Source organism: Myceligenerans cantabricum (genome assembly GCF_054777735.1).
Genome location: NZ_BAAHAJ010000011.1, coordinates 382,662 through 403,017, shown reverse-complemented (window position 1 = coordinate 403,017; position 20,356 = coordinate 382,662). Strand labels below are relative to the sequence as shown.

At 72.4% G+C, this 20,356-nt stretch carries 18 protein-coding genes and 1 tRNA gene; 5 read left to right on the top strand and 14 right to left on the bottom strand.

Features of this window, described 5'->3' with window-relative positions; genetic code table 11:
- Positions 1–90 precede the first annotated feature (90 nt).
- Positions 91–858, bottom strand: coding sequence for a hypothetical protein (locus ACYU96_RS16415; RefSeq protein ID WP_460755776.1), 768 nt, complete (start codon positions 856–858; stop codon positions 91–93).
- A gap of 198 nt (positions 859–1,056) precedes the next feature.
- On the opposite strand from ACYU96_RS16415, the gene ACYU96_RS16410 reads away from it, so the two are divergent.
- The gene (locus tag ACYU96_RS16410; protein ID WP_460755773.1) at positions 1,057–4,920 is read left to right on the top strand and encodes a sigma-70 family RNA polymerase sigma factor; all 3,864 of its coding nucleotides are present in this window, start codon (positions 1,057–1,059) and stop codon (positions 4,918–4,920) included.
- Positions 4,921–4,995: 75 nt separating this feature from the next.
- Here ACYU96_RS16410 and upp read toward each other — a convergent pair whose 3' ends face one another.
- The gene (upp, locus tag ACYU96_RS16405) at positions 4,996–5,631 is read right to left on the bottom strand and encodes a uracil phosphoribosyltransferase (protein ID WP_460755771.1); all 636 of its coding nucleotides are present in this window, start codon (positions 5,629–5,631) and stop codon (positions 4,996–4,998) included.
- 156 nt (positions 5,632–5,787) lie between these two features.
- Between upp and ACYU96_RS16400 the strand changes: the two genes are divergently transcribed.
- Positions 5,788–6,225: a nucleoside deaminase gene (locus ACYU96_RS16400; RefSeq protein ID WP_460755905.1), complete on the top strand. Its 438-nt coding sequence runs from the start codon at positions 5,788–5,790 to the stop codon at positions 6,223–6,225.
- Positions 6,226–6,237: 12 nt separating this feature from the next.
- On the opposite strand, the gene ACYU96_RS16395 is transcribed toward ACYU96_RS16400, so the two are convergent.
- Together ACYU96_RS16395 and ACYU96_RS16390 are read right to left on the bottom strand one after the other, a co-directional pair.
- The gene (locus tag ACYU96_RS16395) at positions 6,238–7,275 is read right to left on the bottom strand and encodes a transglutaminase domain-containing protein (protein ID WP_460755768.1); all 1,038 of its coding nucleotides are present in this window, start codon (positions 7,273–7,275) and stop codon (positions 6,238–6,240) included.
- A gap of 104 nt (positions 7,276–7,379) precedes the next feature.
- Positions 7,380–8,291 carry a Sir2 family NAD-dependent protein deacetylase gene (locus ACYU96_RS16390; protein WP_460755766.1) on the bottom strand — a complete coding sequence of 304 codons (912 nt, stop codon included), beginning with the start codon at positions 8,289–8,291 and terminating at the stop codon, positions 7,380–7,382.
- A 132-nt stretch (positions 8,292–8,423) separates the two neighbouring features.
- Here ACYU96_RS16390 and ACYU96_RS16385 point away from each other — a divergent pair, with 132 nt between their 5' ends.
- Positions 8,424–9,563: an arabinan endo-1,5-alpha-L-arabinosidase gene (locus ACYU96_RS16385; protein ID WP_460755763.1), complete on the top strand. Its 1,140-nt coding sequence runs from the start codon at positions 8,424–8,426 to the stop codon at positions 9,561–9,563.
- 276 nt (positions 9,564–9,839) lie between these two features.
- On the opposite strand, the gene ACYU96_RS16380 is transcribed toward ACYU96_RS16385, so the two are convergent.
- The 10 genes from ACYU96_RS16380 to ACYU96_RS16335 form a co-directional block, all read right to left on the bottom strand.
- Positions 9,840–9,927 (bottom strand) — tRNA-Ser (locus ACYU96_RS16380).
- A 272-nt stretch (positions 9,928–10,199) separates the two neighbouring features.
- On the bottom strand, positions 10,200–10,658 hold the full coding sequence (locus ACYU96_RS16375; RefSeq protein ID WP_460755761.1) for a VapA/VapB family virulence-associated protein: 459 nt from the start codon (positions 10,656–10,658) through the stop codon (positions 10,200–10,202).
- A 236-nt stretch (positions 10,659–10,894) separates the two neighbouring features.
- A complete protein-coding gene (locus ACYU96_RS16370; RefSeq protein WP_460755758.1) occupies positions 10,895–11,827 on the bottom strand; it encodes a GDSL-type esterase/lipase family protein in 933 nt (310 codons plus the stop codon).
- Positions 11,824–13,059: a glycosyltransferase gene (locus ACYU96_RS16365; RefSeq protein WP_460755756.1), complete on the bottom strand. Its 1,236-nt coding sequence runs from the start codon at positions 13,057–13,059 to the stop codon at positions 11,824–11,826. Before ACYU96_RS16365 ends, ACYU96_RS16370 begins: the two co-directional genes overlap by 4 nt.
- Before the next feature lies 1 nt (position 13,060).
- Complete coding sequence (locus tag ACYU96_RS16360; protein ID WP_460755902.1) at positions 13,061–14,200, bottom strand: glycosyltransferase family 4 protein; 1,140 nt, start codon at positions 14,198–14,200, stop codon at positions 13,061–13,063.
- A gap of 63 nt (positions 14,201–14,263) precedes the next feature.
- Positions 14,264–15,601, bottom strand: coding sequence for a glycosyltransferase family 87 protein (locus ACYU96_RS16355; RefSeq protein ID WP_460755753.1), 1,338 nt, complete (start codon positions 15,599–15,601; stop codon positions 14,264–14,266).
- A gap of 83 nt (positions 15,602–15,684) precedes the next feature.
- Positions 15,685–16,917: an acyl-CoA dehydrogenase family protein gene (locus ACYU96_RS16350; protein WP_460755750.1), complete on the bottom strand. Its 1,233-nt coding sequence runs from the start codon at positions 16,915–16,917 to the stop codon at positions 15,685–15,687.
- Positions 16,918–16,991: 74 nt separating this feature from the next.
- Positions 16,992–17,687, bottom strand: coding sequence for a nicotinamide riboside transporter PnuC (gene pnuC / locus ACYU96_RS16345; protein WP_460755747.1), 696 nt, complete (start codon positions 17,685–17,687; stop codon positions 16,992–16,994).
- Between the two features lie 37 nt (positions 17,688–17,724).
- Complete coding sequence (locus ACYU96_RS16340) at positions 17,725–18,471, bottom strand: TetR/AcrR family transcriptional regulator (RefSeq protein ID WP_460755745.1); 747 nt, start codon at positions 18,469–18,471, stop codon at positions 17,725–17,727.
- A gap of 10 nt (positions 18,472–18,481) precedes the next feature.
- Complete coding sequence (locus tag ACYU96_RS16335; RefSeq protein ID WP_460755742.1) at positions 18,482–18,661, bottom strand: hypothetical protein; 180 nt, start codon at positions 18,659–18,661, stop codon at positions 18,482–18,484.
- Positions 18,662–18,737: 76 nt separating this feature from the next.
- On the opposite strand from ACYU96_RS16335, the gene ACYU96_RS16330 reads away from it, so the two are divergent.
- Together ACYU96_RS16330 and ACYU96_RS16325 are read left to right on the top strand one after the other, a co-directional pair.
- Positions 18,738–19,361 carry a mycothiol-dependent nitroreductase Rv2466c family protein gene (locus ACYU96_RS16330; protein ID WP_460755740.1) on the top strand — a complete coding sequence of 208 codons (624 nt, stop codon included), beginning with the start codon at positions 18,738–18,740 and terminating at the stop codon, positions 19,359–19,361.
- A gap of 58 nt (positions 19,362–19,419) precedes the next feature.
- Positions 19,420–20,349: an LLM class F420-dependent oxidoreductase gene (locus ACYU96_RS16325; RefSeq protein WP_460755737.1), complete on the top strand. Its 930-nt coding sequence runs from the start codon at positions 19,420–19,422 to the stop codon at positions 20,347–20,349.
- Positions 20,350–20,356 lie beyond the last annotated feature (7 nt).

Below are 20,356 nucleotides of genomic sequence, written 5' to 3'. Positions count from 1 at the left end.
CGTCGCGCGCGCAGGGCTGAGCGACCGCCTGACCACCTGAGCGCGAGACGTGCTGACCACGCGGTGCCAGACCGCGCGGTCCCTCCCGGCTCAGCGGCTCAGGTGTGTCAGCAGCATCAGGGCCGCCTCGTGCGTGTCCGGGAGGCGTTCCAGCCAGACCCGGGTCGGGCGCCGCACCTCTGCGGTCAGGCCCAGCACCTCGGCGTTGCGCTCGACGACGCGACGCAGCGCGTGCCCCATGTCGGCGGTCGCCGGGCCGCGCTCGCACAGCACCGCGTAGGTGGCGTCGCTGATGGCGGCCATGGGGTGCCCCTCGCCGAAGACCTGGTGCAGCGTGCGTCCGATCGCTGCGGACCGGGCGAGGCGCTGCCACGTGTCGAGGTCGTCGATGCCGACGTCGAGCATCAGCAGGCAGTGCGTCGAGGAGACCTGGCTGCCCTCGCGCTGCGTGGCGCCGTACGTCTCCCGCAGGCGTTCGCCGAGGTACTCGCCGGTGGGTAGGCCGGTCGCCGGGTCGTGCGCGGTCACCTGGAGCGGGACGCGCTCCGTCTCCGCCACCCATCCCACCGCGACCGCACGCATGATGTGCGGGGGGACCGGCATGGAAGCGACGCCGAAGAGGACCATGACGTCGTCGAGCGTCTCGGCGATCCCGGCGCCGACGGCGGCGCGGGCAGCACCAAGACGCTCGGCAGGCCCCCCCGCCGGCCGGCCGGCCGCCACCGCTTCCACGAGGGCCTCGACCGCCGGGTGATACCAGTCCCCAGGACGGATCCACACGGTGGCCAGACTCTCGTCACGCCAGCGTTCACGCAGGCTGCGGATGGGGTTCCGCGCCTTCTGCTGCGACTCGCTCATGATTGTTGGACCCCCACGGAGGTACATCATGACGCATAAATTGGCGACTGAGACCACCTGCTGGTCGATTTCATCCGCACTTTCACCCTCCCCTGTTCGAGGTGCGAGGCCCTATAGTCTGATCTGTCAAGTGTGTTCAGGGGACCGGGAACGGCCCTTGTCGAATGGGCGCGACACAGAGGCGGCGAGGTTGGCAACGTGACGCAAGTGGATCGCGGCGCAGGTGATGCGCCGAGTGATGCTGAGCTGATCTTCCAGGTCAGGTCAGGCGACCGGGAGGCATTCGGCGCGCTCTACACACGCCATGCCGCGGCCGCGCGCGCCCTGGCCCGGCAGTACGTGAAGCCCGGCGACGCCGAGGACGTCGTCGCCGACGCCTTCTCGAAGCTGTACGAGATGCTGCGCCGGGGCGCGGGTCCCGACAGCGGATTCCGCACCTACCTCTACACGGTGGTCCGCCACCGCGCCTACGACGTCTCCCGTGGCGCCAGCCGCATGCGGCCGACCGAGGACGAGGAGATCGAGGCCGCGCTCGGCAGGGTCGCGTCGTCGGAGGACCCCGCGCTTGAAGGCTTCGAGCGTTCCGTCGTGTCGCGCGCCTACTTCGCCCTCCCCGAGCGGTGGCGGGAGGTGCTCTGGTACTGCCTGGTCGACGACCTCAAGCCCGCTCAGGTCGCGCCCGTCCTCGGGCTCACGGCGAACGGCGTCTCCGCGCTCCTGTACCGGGCGAAGGACGCCCTGCGCGACGGCTACCTGCAGCAGCACCTCACCCATGCGCCGTCGGACACCTGCCGGGTGGTGAACCCGCACCTCGGCGGCTACGTCCGCGACAGCCTCTCCCAGCGGGAGAAGACGCGGATCGAGTCCCACCTGGCCACGTGTGGCACGTGCAGTGCGCTCGTCCTGGAGCTGGCCGACGTCGCGCACGGGATGAAGTGCGTGGTCGCACCGCTCGTGCTGGGCGCGGCCGGGCTCGCGTTGGTCGGGTCGGCGATCCCGCTGGGCGCCAGCCTGGCGGCGGCGGTCAAGGCGGCGTCGGCGTCCGCGGGCAGCACCGCGGGAGCGTCGGCCGGCGGCGGTGCCGCGAGCGGCGCGGCCGCCGGAGCGAGCACCGGTGTGGGCACGACCTCGGTCGCGGCGGGCACGAGCACGGCGGCAGCCGGCGCGACGGCCGCCACGGCGGGGGCGTCGGGGGCGGGTACGGCGGCCGGAGTCGTGGGCGCGACGGCGGGTGCGACCGCGGTCGGCGTGGTCGGTGCGGGCGGCGCCGCGGCGACGACCGGGGCCATCGCCGCCGGTGCGATCACGGTCGCGGCGGTGGGTGTCGTCGCCGCACTGCAGCTGATGGGCGCACCGGCCGAGGGGGAGACGGGCGACCCGGACCCGGTCGTCGTGGCGGCGACGGGGATCCCGACGCCGCCGTCGTCGCTGCCGTCGTCGGGCACCGAGCCGTCCAGGGCGCCCGCTGAGGACGCCACCGGGCCGAGCAACCTGCTCCCGGTCACCGGGGCGGAGGACTTCACGCTGAGCTTCGCGGACTCCGGTGCGCCCCTGGAGCCGCGCCGTGCGCAGAACCTCGTGGTCTCGGTGACGAACGGCGGCAGCACGGACGTCACCGGGACCACGCTGCGGCTCATGCTGCCCGAGGGGATGTCGCCGGCCGCGCCGGAAGGGGCGTCCGGCGCCGGGATCGCCCCGGCGCTCGTCACCATCGACCCCGCTCCTGAGACCGACGGCGAGGCCGCCGGAGACGCGTCCGCGACCGGAGACACCTCCGCGGCCGATGGCGACCTGTCGGCGGCCGGCGGCGACACGGTCGTGCCGGCCGGAGAGAGTGACGCGTCCGCCTCCGGGACCGGCATCGGATCCGAGGCCTCGGGCGCGACCGGCGGTCCTGCCCCGTCGGCCATCGGTCCGTCCAGCCCTGTCACCCCCGTCCGGACCCTCTGCACGCCGGGCTCCGAGCCCGGCGTGGTGTTCTGCGACGTCGGGCCCGTGGGCGCCGGAGAGGCGCGCGAGGTGCAGGTCACCGTGCGCGCACAGGGCGGCGGAACCTACCCGATCGGCGCCGAGCTGCGGGCGGACGGCATCGACGCGCGGTCCATCGCGCTCCCCGTGCGCGAGGTCATGTCGTTCGGGCCGGAGCTCTCCGCGCAGACGCAGGCCACCGACCTCGCGTCCCCGGGCAGCGGTGTCCTGCCCGTGCGGATCGGGAACACCGGTGACCAGGGCGCGGCGAAGGGCTGGTCGATGTCGGTGACGCTGCCCGGCGGCGTCCGCCCGGCCGCGGCGCAGGAGGCGCTCACCTGCACGGCCGGCGAGTCGCGCACCTGGTCCTGCGCACCCCATGAGCCGCTGGCGCTCGCGCCGGGAGCCTGGCAGGACCTGGCGCTCCAGGTCGTGGCCGTCCCGCCGAGCCCTCAGTCCTCCGTCGAGAGCTCCGAAGGGACGGCGAGCGTGGCTCCGGTGGGTGCGAACCACACGCAGGACGCCCGCGCCCAGGTCTCCGTGACGCCGGCGTGGACCGGTGCCTCCGGGGGCGTCGGCGATCTCTCCTCCACGTGCGTCGCGACCGGCGGGCTGAAGGTGGCCAAGGCCGAGGTGTCCGGCACCTACACCAACGGGACCGCGCGGACCGTGTCCGTCGAGCTGGAGGTGGAGGGCAAGAAGGCCGTCCACGCCGACCCGCTCGGACCGGGCGAGCGCGTGACGCTCCGTCGCGACGAGGGCATCCGCGTGCCGAAGGGCGCCGCGACCTGGGTGCTCTCCCGGACGGTGGAAGGGGTCACCTACCAGCACCGGGTGCCCGCGGGCGGCTTCCCCGACACCGACTGCTACAACCCGTCCTGGGAGTCCAGCGCGAAGGCCGTGACGGTGAACGCCGGCGGCCGGGTCGGCATCCAGGGCACGCTCTCGAACAAGTCGGACGAGCCGATGCGGGTCGAGATGGCGGTGCGGGTGAAGTCGGGCCGCCTCGTCTCGGAGACCAAGACCGTCCCGCCGGGTGAGCTCGGGACGTTCACGGTGGCCACCGGTCAGGACCGCACGGATCCCGGTCAGGCGACCTTCCGTCTGGCTCGCTGGACGTTCGACAGGGACGGCGACCCGCCCGTCCGGTCGGCGGAACCGGGGTCGCGTCCGGAGGCGAAGTACGGCCGGGCCGTGATCGCGCCGTCGTACACGGCTCCTTCCCGCACCATGAACGCGGACTGCACGTACGACAGCGCCCGCGGTGCCTCGGTCGGGACCTTCCAGGTGCCGGTCGACAACACCGGGTCGACCCTTCCGGTCACCTTCCGGATGGGCGAGACCACGCTCCAGGTCGAGGCCGGGAAGACCGGGACCATGGACGTCCGGGTGCCGTGGGGCACCGACCGGATGGCGCTGACGACGACGGGCGGCGATCAGCTCGCGACCGTGGACGTGACGTTCACCTCGTGCGCCGACGTCGGATGGCCGGGGAAGTCGGTCGAGGCCGGGCTCGAGGCACAGTGCGTGAACGGTACGGCGCAGGTGGAGGCCGTCGTGCGCAACGTGGGCGGCAGCACCTGGACCGGTGCGCTCGTCCGGCCATACTCCGGGCGCCAGGGCGAAGAGGCCGAGGTACCCGCGAACGGTGCCGCGACGCTCGTCCTGCGCGGACCGGTGGCGCTGGACCGCGATCCGGAGGTGCTGGTCCGGCTCAGCCGGGAGTTCGAGGGCAGGACGCGCACGGTGGCACAGAGCCATGACGTGGCGCCGATCGCCTGCGAGCCCACGACGAGCTGCACCAGCGGCTCGGGCGCGACGAGCTGGATCACCGCCTGGTTCAACGGCGGCTGCAAGGACGAGGACGACGGAACCGGCGAGCAGGTCGAGCGGCCTGCGACGAACCAGGGCGACGGCTCGGTCTCGTCCGGCGGGGGCTCCGGCCCGTCGGTGGGCGGTGGCTCCGGTGGGAGCCAGGAGCCCTATCCCAGGCAGGGGTGGGAGTCGAGCGATCCGACGGGCGAGGCCTCCGGGGAGTCCGTCGACCTCGTGACGATCGACGAGCAGGCGGAGAGCGAGGAGACGGAGGGCTGAGGCCGGAGCCCTCCGGGGTCCGGAGCGCCGGCACACCCCGGGCCTGCCGACCCGGGGCTTTCCCGGTCGACGGCCTCAGACCACGCCGTACAGGCGGTCGCCCGCGTCGCCGAGGCCGGGCACGATGTACGCCTTCTCGTTGAGCCGCTCGTCCACCGCAGCGACGACGATCTCCGTGTCGACCCGGTCGCCCACCTGCTCCTCGACGGCCCGGAGACCTTCGGGCGCCGCGAGCAGGCACACGGCCGTGACCTCGCGCGCACCGCGCGCGAACACGTAGTCGATCGCTGCGACCAGGGTGCCGCCCGTGGCGAGCATCGGGTCGAGCAGGAAAACGTGCCTGCCGGTCAGGTCTTCGGGCAGCCGGTTGGCGTAGGTGACCGCCTGCAGGGTCTCCTCGTCGCGCATCATCCCGAGGAAGCCGACCTCCGCCGTCGGGAGCAGGCGCGTCATGCCGTCGAGCATGCCGAGTCCGGCACGCAGGATCGGCACCACGAGCGGTGCGGGGGAGGCGAGCGTCGTCCCGGTCATCGTGGTGACCGGGGTGGTGATCTCCTTGGGCTCCGTGGCGATGCCCCGGGTGGCCTCGTAGGCGAGCAGGGTGACGAGCTCGTCCACCAGCAGACGGAACGTGGCGGACGGGGTGGTCTCGTCCCGCAGGACGGTGAGCTTGTGGTCCACCAGCGGATGGTCGGCAACGTGCAGGCGCATGGCCCCACGGTACCGGCCTGGCCACGGGACATCCGACCGCCGGGCGCACGGTACGGCGCACGCCACGGGCCGGCGAGACCTTCTAGGCTGGGCCGCATGAGCGACGGGTTCCCGGGGGCGACGCGGGCCGAGCGGACCGCGGTGTGGGAGTCCGCGATGGAAGCCGCTCTCGCCGAGGCCGGCAAGGCGCTCGGGTCCGACGACGTGCCGGTGGGCGCAGTGGTGCTGGACGAGGCCGGGCGCACGATCGCCGTCGGGCACAACGAGCGCGAGGCGGGCGGCGACCCGACCGCGCACGCCGAGGTGCTCGCCCTGCGGGCGGCGGCCACGGCCCGGGGCGAGTGGCGGCTCGCGGGCTGCACGCTCGTCGTGACGCTCGAGCCGTGCGTGATGTGCGCGGGCGCACTCGTGCTGGCGAGAGTGTCACGCCTGGTCCTGGGCGCATGGGACGCGAAGGCCGGGGCGACGGGCTCGGTCTGGGACCTCGTCCGCGACCGCCGGTCGAACCACGAGGTCGAGGTGATCGCGGGGATCCGTGCGGACGAGTGCGGCGCCCTTCTGCGTACCTTCTTCGCCACCCGCCGCAGCGGCTGACGCCCGGAGGGGTCAGCCGGCCTGACGCGACGGCGCCCCGTCCAGCCGCCACTGCGTGGTGCGGGTCGCCAGGTCCGTGATGCCGCTGCGGTCCGACGGGGACAACGTGCCCACGCGGGTACCGGGGTGCAGCCGGTGGTCGCCGTCGTAGAGCTCGGCGAGCTGTTCGGCGGCGACGTCGTCCCCGGCGTCGGCGGCGACCAGGAGATGGGCGAGCTCGTCGGCGAGCGCGTCGAACTCGTCGGTCGAGATGTCCAGGCCGAGCATCCCCGCCGCAGCGGCGGCCTGCTTGCCGGTTCCCGCGCCGGGGAGGTCGTCGGGGACCGTCCCGATGATCGGTCCCCACATGTCCCACAGCAGCAGCTCGTCGCGGTGCCGGTGGGCCACCTCCAGGAGCACGTAGCGCCGCACGAAGTCCTGGCCGGAGAGCTCGGGCAGGCCGGCCACGCCGAACGACGCCGGATCGGCCACCCCGGCCCGGATCGCGAGCCAGGCCTGTGCCGCGGTGACGAACGGCTGGTCGAGGTCCGACGCCGGGTCGCGGGTGACGCTGGAGGGCATGTCGTACGGGTCGAAGCCCAGCTCCTCACCGGGGGCGAGCTCCGGGTCCCAGCGCACCCAGCGGGTGCCGTCCCAGTGCTCGACGACCACGTGGTCCGCCTCGAAGCCGGGCTGGAGGTAGCCGGCGAAGCCGATCCGTGAACGCGCCGGGACGCCGTGGCTGCGCAGCACCCCGAGCGAGAACAGCGTGTGGTCGCGGCAGCAGCCGGCGACCTGCTGCGCGGGCTCGCGGGGTGTGTCGAGCGGGCCGGGCGCACGCTCGGTCGCGGCGTCGAGGGTGGCCGACAGCCAGCGGCGGTCGACGTCGTGCCACTGGTCCGGGGTGGGGCCGCCGGGGAGGTTCTCGTCCCGGTAGTGCACCACGGTGGCGCACGCCGCGGCGTGCACGGCGGACGGTTCGGGCCGGATGGCGGTCAGGAGGTCGGTGTGCGGCGCGGGGTTGCTGTACGGGCTGTGGGTCGCCCAGTCGCCGAGGCTCGGAGCAGGCACGTCGTCGTCCCTTCAAGGTCCTTGAGATTGCGGTGCGACGACGCTAGCAAAATCCTTGTTTGGTGGGCTAGTGACTGAAACCTGCGGGTATCGGCGGGCGGCGGTCAGCGGGGCGGGCCCGGCATGCGGTCGGCGGGCGGGCCCGGCAGGCGCGCGTCGAGCTCTGCCAGGACGGCGCTCGTCCCGTCGTCGACCTTCACGGTGGCGTGCGCGTCGCCGCGGGTCGCACCCCGGTTCACGATGACCACCGGTTTGCCGTCCCGTGCCGCGCGCCTCACGAACCGCAGGCCGCTCATCACGGTGAGGGAGGTGCCGGCCACGAGGAGGGACTCGGCGTCGTCGACCATCGCGTACGCGGCCGCGACACGGGTGCGCGGCACGTTCTCGCCGAAGTAGACGATCTCGGGCTTGAGGATCCCGCCGCAGGAGTCGCAGGGCGCGGGCCGGAAGTGGGCGGTGGCGGAGATGACGGCGTCGGCGTCGGGGGCGATCTCGATGTCGCCCACGGTGCCGACCGAGTCCGCGAAGCCCGGGTTGAGCGCGTCGAGACGCGCAGCGAGCTGTGCGCGCGGTACCACCCGGGCGCAGGACAGGCAGATCACCCGGTCGTAGCGTCCGTGCAGGTCGATGACGTTGCGGGCGCCGGCCTCCTCGTGCAGGAGGTCGACGTTCTGCGTGATCGTCCCGGCGAGGAGGCCGCGCTCCTCGAGCCGCACGAGCGCGCGGTGCCCCGCGTTCGGCTCGGTGCGGTGCATGTGCTGCCAGCCCACGTGGTTGCGGGCCCAGTAGTGCCGGCGGAACGCGGCGTCGCCCACGAACTGCTGGTAGGTCATGGGGTTGCGCGGCGGCGAGTCGGGGCCGCGATAGTCGGGGATCCCGGAGTCCGTGGAGATGCCCGCGCCGGTCAGCGCCACGAACCGGGTGCCTGCGAGCGTGCGGACGGCGTCGTCGACGCTCGTGAGCGCAACCTCGACGGGCTCGGGCTGCCAGGTGGTGGGGCGCGAGAGGGGCTGCACCCTCCGAGCCTACTGAGTGGTGCGGGTGGGGTGAAGCTCGGCCGGCCGGAGTGCTTGACAGCGATTTACATCGATGCAAACCTGGATTTCACCCTGCACGTGTGAGCGATCACACCGCAACGAGGAGATGTCATGGAATCTGTATTCGCGCACTCCTGGCGAGGGCCCAGGGCAGCAACGATGCTGCTCGCGGTGCCGGCTCTCGTCATGGCGTCGCTCGTGGCCCCGGCCACGGCGGCGTCCGCCGACGGCGACGTCGCCGTCGGGCTGGTCGGAAGCGACGCGGTGACGGTCACCGCCGGCGCGACCGCCGGCGCGACCGCCGTCGCGACCGCCGACGCCGTCGCCGAGGTCACCGCCGACGACGACGCCTCCGGAGACGTCGGCGCGGCCGCCTACCCGGGCCCCGGAGTCGTCACGGGCGACACGTTCGCCCACGACCCCGAGGTGATCAAGAAGCCGGACGGCACCTACCTGCTGGCGTTCACCGCGAACGGCGTCGGGCTCAAGACGTCGAGCGACCGCACGCGGTGGAACGACGTCGGCGCCGCCTTCCCGAACGGCACGCCCTGGGCCGACAGGTACACCGGCGGCGCGCGCAACCTCTGGGCGCCCGAGCTCAGGTACGCGAACGGCCGGTACTACCTGTGGTACTCGGCGTCGTCTTTCGGGTCCAACCGGTCGGCCATCTTCCTCGCGACCAGCCCGTCGGGCGCGTCGGGGTCGTGGACCGACCGGGGCGTGGTCATCGAGTCCGGCACGAGCGACGACTTCAACGCCATCGACCCCGCCGTGACCGAGGACGAGAACGGGACCTGGTGGATGAGCTTCGGCTCGTTCTGGTCCGGCCTCAAGATGATCCGGCTCGACGCGTCGACAGGCCTGCGGTCCGGCTCGGACCTCCACAGCATCGCGAGCCGCGGCGGCGGCGCGATCGAGGCGCCGACCATCCACCACCGGGACGGCTACTACTACCTGTTCGTGTCGTTCGACCGGTGCTGCCAGGGGGCCGACTCGACCTACCGCGTGATGGTGGGGCGGTCGACGTCGGTCACCGGGCCGTACGTCGACCGCAACGGGACGTCCATGATGAGCGGCGGCGGCACCGAGATCCTCGCGAGCCAGGGCTCGGTCCACGGGCCGGGTCACCAGACGGTGCTCGCCGACTCCGACGCGGACGCCATCTTCTACCACTACTACCGTGACGACGGCGTGGCGCAGCTGGGGATCAACCTGCTGCGGTACGACAACGGCTGGCCCACCGTCTACTGACGACGGCGGTGCGAAACGGGCCCCCGTCCGGCATGCCGCCGGGCGGGAGCCCGTGTGCCGCGTGGTCCTCAGGCGAAGTCGCCCGGCCGGTAGCTGCCGGCCGGGGTGCCGGCCAGGACGTTGATCCGGTTGTAGGCGTTGATGACCGCGATCAGGGAGATCAGCCCGGCGAGCTCGTCGTCCCCTCTTCTGGGACTTCTCCGGGGAGCAAGCCCGAAGAATCGAGCCTCTGACCAGTGTTTCTGCCGGTCAGAGGCTCGACTCCTTCAAAAAGTGCGGTAGCGGTGGGATTTGAACCCACGGTGGACTGTTAACCCACACACGCTTTCGAGGCGTGCTCCTTAGGCCGCTCGGACACGCTACCTGGTGCCCACCGAAGCGGGCCGTAGCAGGATACCTGCTCAGGCTCCGGATCGCCCAATCGATAGCTCGACCCGCTGGATGGCGCCGCCTCCTCCCGCCGGGAAGACGATCGGCGGCGACGGCTTCACCCGGGCCTCCGGGGGCACGAGGCCCCCGTGTGGGTCGACGAGCACTTCTCCGGCGTCGCGCCGTGCTCGAGGCCGCGCCCCTGACCGGCGCGAGGCCGGTCAGGGGCGCGGTGTCCCGGATCCGGTGGTGCGTAGCGTCCCGGTGCTACGACCAGGACCCCTTGCCGCCGTACACGCCCAGGATGGTCCCGATCCCTCCGGACTCGAAGTGGCCGAGGAAGTTGGAGCTGCCGTCGAAGAACATCACGCTCGTGTAGACCGGGGTCGCGTTGAGCTCGAAGGTCTCGGTCGCGGCGTAGAGCCGGTTGAGGTCGTCGGTGTAGACGTCGCCCCACATGACGTTTCCGCCCGGGCTCCCGAAGCCGCCGGAGTCGCCGTTGAACTGCTCACCGTCCTGCTCCATCGTGATCTGGACGTTGAGGTAGAAGATGGCGCCGGCCAGGGCGCAGGTGGCCGGGTAGGTCGCGGTGGTCGTCCGGAGCGCCACCACCGCGGCATCGATCTTCTCCTGCTCGAGCTTTCCGGTCATGCGCGCCGCGAATTCCTCGGCGATGCGGTCCCGATCCACCGTGACGTCGGTTCTCTGCACGGTCTCGTCAACCATGTGCTTTCCCCTTTCCCCTGTGGTGCGGCGCCTGGCATCCGGCCGTTCAGGGCCCTTGCCGTGGCGCCGATATCTGCCTCGTGCCTTCTCGGGAGGCACGTCAAAACTAGGCAGAGGCTTTCCTGGCTGTCCACGCGGGGGTCGGATTTCACCCACGGAATAAAATGCTGGAACCGGCGCGAAAACATGGTTCCTATAAATACCCGAAATCAACCAGCTGATCGTCCGGTAACAGGTCAGTTCCGGCGCCTCAGGCGCTTGCGCGGGTCCGGTCCCGAGCCCGTGATCCCGGCGATCGCGGACCCGGCGGAGAGGGCCCGCTCGGAACGGAGATCGGCCGCGACCGCGCGGATCAGGCCCGGCAGGAAGTCCCCGCCGCGGCGCCAGGTCCACGGGATGCCCTGGGTCACCAGCCATCTGGCCCGCTGCCGCCGGGAGGGCGGATCCGGAGCATCGGGCAGGCGGGCCGCCAGGTCGGCGTCGGACGGCAGCGCCGCGGTCGTCGGCACCTCGTGCACGGCGCCGGTGGCCGGAACCGTGCACGTCGGGCCCGCCAGGTCCACGGCGTCGAGCCACGCCCTCGCCACACCCAGCGCGAGTCGCCGGTGCCCGGTGGGCGACGGGTGCACCCGGTCGATGTGCCAGGCCGCTGCGCCGGCGTGGGCGATGGCCCGTGCCCCGTCCACCACCAGGACGTGGTCCGTGGCCTTCCGGGCCCTTGCGGCGGCGGCATCGACGGCGGCGTTGACCAGGGCGACCCGACGCCGCATCACCCGGCGCACCAGGCGCGGCGCCAGCTCGAACAGGCCGATCACCGGCAGCCGCACGAGGACGACGGCGGTCCCGGCACCGGTCAGGGTGTCGACCGTCCGTGCCAGGGCAAGCTCGATCTCGGGCGCCGAGAAGTCGCTGCGCAGCACGTCGTTCCCGCCCACCAGCACGGTGGCGAGTGCCGGCCGCAGCCGGAGCGCCTCGGTGAGCTGGCCGCCCGCGATGTCGCGGGCGCGGGACCCGTTGTGGGCGAGGTTCCGGAACGACTCGACCTGCAGCACCTCCGCGAGGTGCGCGGCCCAGCCCGGGCCGTACCGTGCGTCGGGCCCGACGACGTCGCCCACGCCCGCGGTGATCGAGTCACCCAGAGCGACAGCCGTCGTCGGCCCCGGGATCATGGCCGGGTTCCGGCCATCACCACGCCATCGGCGGCCTTCCCGGGCAGCGCGCTCGCGTCCTCGAACGCCGGCCTGTCGTGCAGCGCCAGCATCGCTTCGCCCGTCGCCGTCCACGGGAACAGCTCCGCGCGCTCCCTGGCCGCCGCGCGGCGGGCGGCCGGGTCGCGGTCCAGCACGTCGTGGATCGCGAGGGCGAGCGGGGCGGGGTCGGGCGGCGCCGCCGCTCCTGCCGGGCCGACGATCTCGGGCAGTGCACTCGTCGCGGAGCACACCACCGGTGTCCCGGAGGCCAGTGCCTCCAGCGCAGCCAGTCCGAACGTCTCGATCGGCCCGGGGGCGACGACGACGTCGGCGCAGCTCAGCAGGGTTGCGAGACGATCCCGGTCCGGCACGAACGACAGGAACCGGTGCGGCAGCCCGGCGGCGAGGGCCCGGTCGCGCACCTTCGGCAGCAGCGGCCCGGCGCCGGCGACGACGAGCCGCACCGGACGGCCGTCGCGCATCACCTGGGCGGCCGCGTCGACCGCGAGGTCGACGCGCTTCTCCTGGGAGATCCGGCTGGCGGTCACGATCAGCGTGGTGCCGGGCGGCGCGTACTGCTCCCGGAAGGCGTCGTCGTACCGGCCGGGCCGGAACATCTCGAGGTCGACACCGAGCGGCACCCGGACGAGCGGCGGCAGCGCCACGTTCCGTCTCCGCCGGCGCAGGCGTTCCACCTCGCCGGCGGCGAACTCCGTGGTGGCCACGAGGCGGTCGAACCTGGTCAGCGTCGCCAGGTTGTAGCGGTCGGCGAAGCGTGGCGCGGAGGCGGCGCCGAGGGCGGCGATACGGCCGTCCGGGCCGTGTCCGGGAACCCACGAGCGCAGCACGCCGTCGACCCGCTCGTGCAGCATCGCGAGCGACGGCACGCCCTCGTTCGACGCCCAGTCGCCGATCCCGGTCAGCGTGGTCCGGTCGGAGACCTCCAGGCGGTCCGGTTCGAGCGTCTCGAGGAGCCGTCTGACCTTGGCCGGGCGGACCACGACGCGGTAGCCGCCGGAGAACGGCGCGCGCGGCGCGGCGACCGTGACGAGGCGCACCCCGTCCACGCGCGTCACGGAGTCGTGCTCGCCCGGTACCACGAGCACCGGCTCGTGCCCGTGGTCGCGGTACTGGCCGGCCATCGCGTGCATCGCGGTGCGGATCCCGCCCGACCGCGGACCGTAGAAATTCGCGATGTGGACGATGCGCACGTCATACCTCCGCCGACCCGGCCCTCTCGTGGACCCGGATCGCGTCTTCGTAGTGGTGCACGAGCTCTTCGCAGATGTCGTGCCAGGTGCGGCCTTCTGCTCGCTCGCGGGCCGCCGCGCCGAAGGCGATCCGCTTGCGTTCGTCGCCCACGAGGTCGGCCACATGTCGGCGCAGCGCCTTGTGGTCACCTGGAGGGTACAACCATCCGTCGTACGAGTGCCGCACGATGTCCAGCGGCCCGCCGGCGGCCGGCGCCACCACGGGTACGCCGCTGGCGTGGGCCTCCTGGAGGGTCTGGCCGAACGTCTCCAGCTCACCGGGGTGCACGAAGACGTCCAGGCTCGCCATGGCCCGGGAGAGCTCCGTGCCGCGCAGCAGCCCGGTGAAGTGGGCGGTCGGCAGGAGGTGGTGCAAGGCGTCCCGCTCGGGCCCGTCGCCGACGACGACGAGCCGCACGTTCGGCAGGTCCCGTAGCACGCTCAGCGCCTCGACCTGCTTCTCCGCGGCGAGTCGCCCGACGTACCCGACCAGCACCTCCCGGCCGTTCCCGACCGCGCGTCGCCAGTTCTCGTCGCGGAACCGCGGGTGGAACGACGTCGTGTCCACCCCCCGTCCCCACAGGCGCATGTTCGGGATGCCGCGGGAGGCGAGCTGGTGCATGGTCGCCGTCGACGGGACGAGGTTGAGCGTGGCCTTCTCGTGCAGGTCCTTGACTCGCTTCCACAGCAGGGGCTCGAAGTGGCCCAGCCCGTACCGCGAGGCGTAGCCGGGGACCTCGGTCTGGTAGACGGCGACGGTCGGCAGCCCCATCCGCTCGGCGGCCAGCATGCCGCGCCAGCCGAGGATGAACGGGGAGGCCAGGTGGACGACGTCGGGCGCGAACGCCGCGAGCGTGCGCTCCGTGCGCCACTTCTTGCCTACCACGAGGCGGACGTCCGGGTAGCCGGGGAACCCGATGGACCCGAGCTCGACGACCGGCGCTCCGCTGACGAAAGGGGGTACGGCGCCGCTGTCGGCGTCGGGAGCGAGCACCATGGCCTCGTCGCCACGCTGCTCGAGATGTTCGAGTACCCGCAGGACGGAGTTGGTCACTCCGTTGACCTGCGGGAGGAAGGACTCGGTGACGATGGCTACGCGCACGGTAGCCACTCGACCATCGTGTGGTGACGCGTCAGGGGCCTACGAGCGGAGTGCCGGCAAACGTCACGTGTCATCTTGCTCCTTCTCCGATACCGGGACGGCCACGGAAGTCTCCGCCGGGTCCTCCTTCCGGCGCCTCTCCGTGACCGCGATCTGGATCAACCGCGCGAGTGCTCCCAGCAAGAGTGCCACGAGTAGGGCGTTGCGTACCGCTCCCGTCAGGGTCATTCCCGGGAAACCACCGAGAAATTCGTCGTAACGGACCGGGAAGATCTCCTTGGTGAGGTACGCGACGACGAGCAGGCCGACCGCCGGTGGCAGCCAGGTGCGCCGGGCCTCGGCACCGTCGCGGCCGTAGAGCGCGATCGCGGCGGCGACGGGCGGGCCGAGCCAGGCGATGAACTGGGGCGAGCCCACCTTGTTGAAGACGATGAGGGCGAGCAGCGCGGCGGCGGCCGTCAGGAGGAGGACGTCCTGGGCACGCTCGGGACGCCGTCGGACCACGAACGCCGCCAGCAGGGCGATGAGCAGGACGGCGAGGGGCAGCGCGACGTCGAGCGCCTCGGCGAGCTCGGCCGGCGCGGTGCCGAGCACCTCGTAGGTGAAGATCTCGTCGTTCCAGGCCGGGTCGTACTTCGGGTTGTCCATCCCGATCAGCAGGAAGGGTGTGGCGCCGACCGCCTCGACCTGCAGGTTGCGGTCGCTCTGCTCGCCGAACACGTCGAGCACGCGCCCGCCGCTGCCCAGTGCGAGCGCCGATCCGACGACGACGGCGGTCACGATCGCGCCCGGCAGCACGACGTTCCGCGCGAAGCCGTACAGGCTGCTTGACGTCGCGGCGATCGCCACGGCCACGGCGCCGGGTGCGATCTTGATCCATGCGCCGACCGTCGCCAGCGTCATCGCCGTCGCGGGGTGCTTGGCCGCGATCACCAGCGCGACCAGCATGATCGGGGCGATGACGCCGTCGAGGCGGCCCAGGAAGATGGGGCCGAGCGCCACGAGGAAGGCGAGCCAGAACCAGGCCGCGAGGCGACCCCGCGGGCGGGCGCGCGCCAGGAAGACGGTGGCGACGGCGTCGAGCGCGGTCACGAGGCAGAGCCAGACCCACTCGTAGCCGGCGGTGGTCTCGGAGAACCAGGCCGGCGGCGTGATCGCGAGGAGCGCCCCGACCGGGTACACCCACGCGAAGTCGAAGACGGGCCAGTAGCCCTCACCGGTGCCGTTGCGCGCCCACCACTCGTAGAGCGTGACGTCGCCGAAGATCTGCGGCTCCCACTGCCACGCCTCGAGGATCAGCCAGGCGTGGGCGGCGGCGAAGGCCACGGCGACGGCCCACGGCGAGAGCAGGACGCGGGTCAGGACGCGGGCGGGGCGGGCGTCGGTGAGCACGGCCCACATCCTTGCACTCTTCGCCGGACCCGTTCAGCCCCTGCTGCCCGCGCCGCCGCCGTCGTCCCGCGTGCTGTCCGGGCGAGCAGGGCTCAGGCGAACGCGCTGACCCCCGTGATGTCGCGGCCGATGATGAGCGCCTGCATGCTCTCGGTGCCCTCGTAGGTGTGCAGGGCCTCGATGTCGGCGAAGTGCCGCGCCACGCGGTTCTCCAGCAGGATGCCGTTGCCGCCCAGCATGTCGCGGGCGATCTGCGCGATCTGGCGCGCGCCCCGCGTGCAGGAGTACTTGGCGATCGACGCCTGCGGGCCGGTCAGCTCGCCGGACTCGGCGAGCCGCGTCATCTGCTTCACCAGCAGCTGGATCTGGGTCAGCGTGGAGAGCATCTGTGTGAGGCGTTCCTGGATCATCTGGCTCGCGGCGAGCGGGCGGCCGAACTGCACGCGCTGCTTCGAGTAGGCCACCGCCGACTCGTAGCAGGCGATGGCGTGCCCGACGGCGGACCAGGCGACCCCCAGGCGCGTCGCGAACAGCACGCGGCCGGTGTCCTTGAAGGACCGCGACCCCGGCAGCAGGTTCTCCGCCGGCACGAACACGTCGTCCAGGACGATGTGCGCCTGGTGGATGGCGCGCAGGGAGACCTTGCCCCGGATCGTGGTGCCCTCGTAGCCGGGGGAGTCCTGCGGCACGATGTAGCCGTGGACCGCGTTGTCGCCGCCGTCCCCGACGGACCTGGCCCAGACGACCGTGATGTCGCCGATCGAGCCGAGTCCGATCCACTTCTTCTCGCCGTTGATGACGTAGCCCTCGACGCCGTCGCGCGTGGTGGCGACCGCCGTGGTCTCCAGGGCGACCGAGTCGGAGCCGTGCGTCGGCTCGGTGAGGCCGAACGCGCCGAGGATCTCGCCGCGCGCCATCGGGCCGGCGTACTTCTCGATCTGTTCGTCCGAGCCGAGCATGGTGATGGACTGCAGCGCCAGCCCGCCCTGCACGCCGCAGATGGTGGCCACGGAGCCGTCGCCGCGCGACATCTCCATCGCGGCCAGGCCCTCGGCGTACGGGGTGACGTGCGGCAGGCCGGGGACGTCCACGCCGTCGCGCAGGAGGTCGAGCTCGGCCAGGCGCTTGACCAGGTCCATCGGGACCTCGTAGCGCTCCCAGTAGTCGGCGATGACGGGCAGGACCTCGTCCTGCACGAACGTCCGGACCTTGTGCTGGTGGGCTCGTTCCTCGTCGGTGGCGTCGGCGAACGCTCCGGCGAAGTCGATGTCGAGCGGCTGGGAGAGGTCGTACTCGGGCGCCGTCACCCCGGGAGTCTGAGTCATGCCGACCATCGTGCGCCGGTACCGAATATCACGTCAAGTGATACGGGGTCTCAATGTAGGTGCCGCCGTACCGGTCAGGCGGCCGCCAGGCTCTCCCGGCGGTTCACGCGCCACCAGACGAAGAAGCCGACGAGCGTGAAGCCGCCGTAGAACACGTACATCGCGGCCGTGGCCCAGTACCCCGCGCCGAGCAGCAGCGGAACACCGACGATGTCGACCGCGACCCAGATCAGCCAGAACTCGACCCACCCCTTCGCCATGCCGTACGTGGCCAGGAGCGAGCCCATGAAGATCCAGGCGTCGGCCCAGACCGGCTCGTAGGAGCCGAGCGCGCGGAACAGGGGAGTCAGCAGCAGCGTCCCGACCACGAGCGCGGCGACCAGGCCGAGGCGTGCCGGCCACGACGCCCACCGTGGGTGCACCGCGGCGCCGTCGTCGGCCGGGACCTTGCCGTCCGCACGTACGTCCGCGGCACGACGGCGGGTCTCCCGCCAGCGGTACCAGCCGTAGACGGACACGGCGACGAACATGACCTGACGGCCCGCCTGCCCCAGCATGTCGGCCCGCCCCGTCCCGCCGAACCACGACCCCAGGAAGACCGTGAACAGCAACAGGTTCCCGACGATGCCCACCGGCCACGCCCACACCTTGCGCCGCATCCCGCCGAGCGCCGACGTCAGGCCGAAGACGTTGCCGATCACCTCACGCCAGAGGATCTGCTGATCAGCGATGCTGAAGGTGGCGTCGAACAGCCAGCGGATCACGTCCATGCCAGAAGGATCCCACGCACGGCCTCCGGCTCCGAGGTCACCCCAGCGCGTCCCGGACGGCGCGGGCGACGTCGTCGGGCGCCGTCTCGCCGTCGAGCACCGTGACCACGACGCGGCGGCGCGGCTTCGCGCCCGGCTCCGGCGTCGTCGCGGCCCTGCCGTGCGCGACGGCCCGCCGCAGCTCCGCGAACGCCTCCTCCAGATCCGGCCGCAGGTCGAGGGACGGATGACGCAGCCAGCGCCGCAGGATCGCGTTGTGCACCGACACCACCGAGGCGGCGAAGGCGATCGACGCGGTCGTGTTCGACCTGTCGGGCGGCAGGGTGTCGCGCAGGTACTGCGTGAACGCCCGCTCGTAGCGATGCGTGGTGACCAGCTCACGGTCCCGCAGCGCCGCCACCTCCTGCAGCAGGGCGTACCGGGCCAGCGACGTCTCCCGCTGGCCCACATGGTGGTCGAAGACCATGCGCGCCGCCCGGCACACCTCGAGGTACGGGCCCATCTCCGGGTCCCAGCCGTGCCCGACGTCGCCCCCGGCCTCCTCGCTCGCCCGCGCCTCCGGGCGGGTGGCGGCCAGCATCACCACGACCTCCTCGAGCAGCAGCTCGTGGTCGGCGAAGACGACGTCCTCCTTCGACCGGAACCGCCGGAAGAACGTCGCACGGCTCACCCTGGCGGCGTCCGCGATCTCCTCGACCGTGGTCTTCTCGTAACCCTGCCGCGTGAAGAGGCCGACGGCGGCGTCGACCGCCTGGGCGTGCGTATGGGGGCGGACCGCTGTCATGCAGGGCAGGCTACCGTTCCCGGATCCGGCCCGAGCGGAGCCGCTGGAGATAGCGCACCTCGCGGACCGCGATCCCGATCCCCAGTGCGAGCGGGAGGGCGGACCACGGGTGCCCCGTGGCGAGGCCGATCAGCCCGGCGGTGGCCACCACCGCTCCGCCGACGACCGTGAACAGGCTGGACCAGCGCATGCCGCTCACCGTAGCGGGTGGGACCACTGCCGCCCGGGCGTCGATGAATGTCGGACAGGCGGCATAGGGTCGGTGCATGACCGAGAAGACCACCACCCCAGCCCCCGTCGTCGACGTCTACGTGGACCCGGTGTGCCCGTTCGCCTGGATCACCTCGCGCTGGGTGCTCGAGGTCGCGCAGCACCGGGACGTCGAGCTCACCTTCAAGCTCATGAGCCTCTACCTGCTCAACAAGGACCGCGACATCCCCGCCGACTACCGGGAGCGGATGGACCGCTCGCGCGGCATCGGCCGTGTCGCCTGCGCCGTGCAGACCGACCACGGCCCCGAAGCCTTCACGGCCTTCTACAACGCCGCCGGCACGCGTATCCACAACGGGAACGACAACGACTTCGCCGCCGTGATCCTCGAGGCGCTCGCGGAGGCCGGGCTGCCCGCGGAGCTCGCGGCCGCCGCGGAGTCGGACGCGTACGACGAGGCGCTCGCCACCTCGCACGAGGCCGGCATGACCCCGGTGGGCGACGACGTCGGCACCCCGACCATCCACGTGGACGGCGTGGCGTTCTTCGGGCCGGTGCTGCAGTCCATCCCGCGCGGCGAGGAGGCGGTCCGCCTGTTCGACGGCGCGGTGGCGCTCGCCTCGTACCCCGACTTCTTCGAGATGAAGCGGACCCGGACGGGGTCGCTGAACTTCAGCTGAGCAGGAGTCCCGGGAACTCTGCCGGAACGTTTTGGGCCGCACTGACATTGTGGGTGGCATGAGTCTCGACCTTCGCATCTTCACCGAACCGCAGCAGGGCGCGTCCTACGACGACCAGCTCGCCGTCGCCCAGGCGACCGAGGAGCTGGGCTTCAGCGCGTTCTTCCGCTCCGACCACTACCTCTCGATGGGCGACGGCGACGGGCTGCCCGGCCCCACCGACGCCTGGACGACCCTGGCCGGTCTCGCGCGCGACACCGAGACGGTCCGGCTGGGCACGCTCGTCTCGTCGGCGACGTTCCGCCACCCCGGCGTGCTCGCGATCCAGGTCGCCCAGGTGGACCAGATGTCCGGCGGGCGGGTCGAGCTCGGCCTCGGGACCGGCTGGTTCGCCGCCGAGCACGCCGCCTACGGCATCCCGTTCCCCGACAAGCGCTTCGGGATCCTCGAGGAGCAGCTCGCGGTCGTGACCGGGCTGTGGGAGACGCCGGTCGGCGAGACGTTCTCGTTCGACGGTGAGCACTACACGCTCACCGACTCGCCCGCGCTTCCCAAGCCGGCCCAGCGCAAGATCCCCGTCATCGTGGGCGGCGGCGGGCCGCGGCGCACCCCGGCGCTGGCCGCCCGGTTCGCGTCCGAGTTCAACCAGGGGTTCCCCGAGATCGACACGATCGGCCCGCGCGTCAAGGTCATCGAGCAGGCGCTGGCCGACGCCGGTCGCGAGGCGGACTCGATGGTCCAGTCCGCCGCACTCGTGGTCGCGGTGGGCAAGGACGAGGCCGAGTTCGCGAGGCGCGCCGCCGCGATCGGCCGGGAGCCGGCCGAGGTCCGCGAGCAAGGCGTGGCAGGCACGGTCGACGAGGCTGTCGAGCGCCTGCGGGCCCTGGAGAAGGCGGGCGTCTCCCGGGTGTATCTCCAGGTCCTGGACCTGCACGACCTGGATCACCTCGACCTCGTCGCCCGCGAGGTGCGTCCGCAGCTCGACTGAGCACCGG

Bases quoted from the DNA above. Each gene is read 5' to 3' on its own strand.
- ACYU96_RS16415 (WP_460755776.1), bottom strand. From the start codon at position 858: ATGAGCGAGTCGCAGCAGAAGGCGCGGAACCCCATCCGCAGCCTGCGT.
- upp (WP_460755771.1), bottom strand. From the start codon at position 5,631: ATGCGCCTGCACGTTGCCGACCATCCGCTGGTGGACCACAAGCTCACC.
- ACYU96_RS16400 (WP_460755905.1), top strand. From the start codon at position 5,788: ATGGAAGCCGCTCTCGCCGAGGCCGGCAAGGCGCTCGGGTCCGACGAC.
- ACYU96_RS16385 (WP_460755763.1), top strand. From the start codon at position 8,424: ATGGAATCTGTATTCGCGCACTCCTGGCGAGGGCCCAGGGCAGCAACG.
- ACYU96_RS16375 (WP_460755761.1), bottom strand. From the start codon at position 10,658: ATGGTTGACGAGACCGTGCAGAGAACCGACGTCACGGTGGATCGGGAC.
- ACYU96_RS16370 (WP_460755758.1), bottom strand. From the start codon at position 11,827: ATGATCCCGGGGCCGACGACGGCTGTCGCTCTGGGTGACTCGATCACC.
- ACYU96_RS16355 (WP_460755753.1), bottom strand. From the start codon at position 15,601: ATGTGGGCCGTGCTCACCGACGCCCGCCCCGCCCGCGTCCTGACCCGC.
- ACYU96_RS16350 (WP_460755750.1), bottom strand. From the start codon at position 16,917: ATGACTCAGACTCCCGGGGTGACGGCGCCCGAGTACGACCTCTCCCAG.
- pnuC (WP_460755747.1), bottom strand. From the start codon at position 17,687: ATGGACGTGATCCGCTGGCTGTTCGACGCCACCTTCAGCATCGCTGAT.
- ACYU96_RS16340 (WP_460755745.1), bottom strand. From the start codon at position 18,471: ATGACAGCGGTCCGCCCCCATACGCACGCCCAGGCGGTCGACGCCGCC.
- ACYU96_RS16335 (WP_460755742.1), bottom strand. From the start codon at position 18,661: ATGCGCTGGTCCAGCCTGTTCACGGTCGTCGGCGGAGCGGTGGTGGCC.
- ACYU96_RS16330 (WP_460755740.1), top strand. From the start codon at position 18,738: ATGACCGAGAAGACCACCACCCCAGCCCCCGTCGTCGACGTCTACGTG.
- ACYU96_RS16325 (WP_460755737.1), top strand. From the start codon at position 19,420: ATGAGTCTCGACCTTCGCATCTTCACCGAACCGCAGCAGGGCGCGTCC.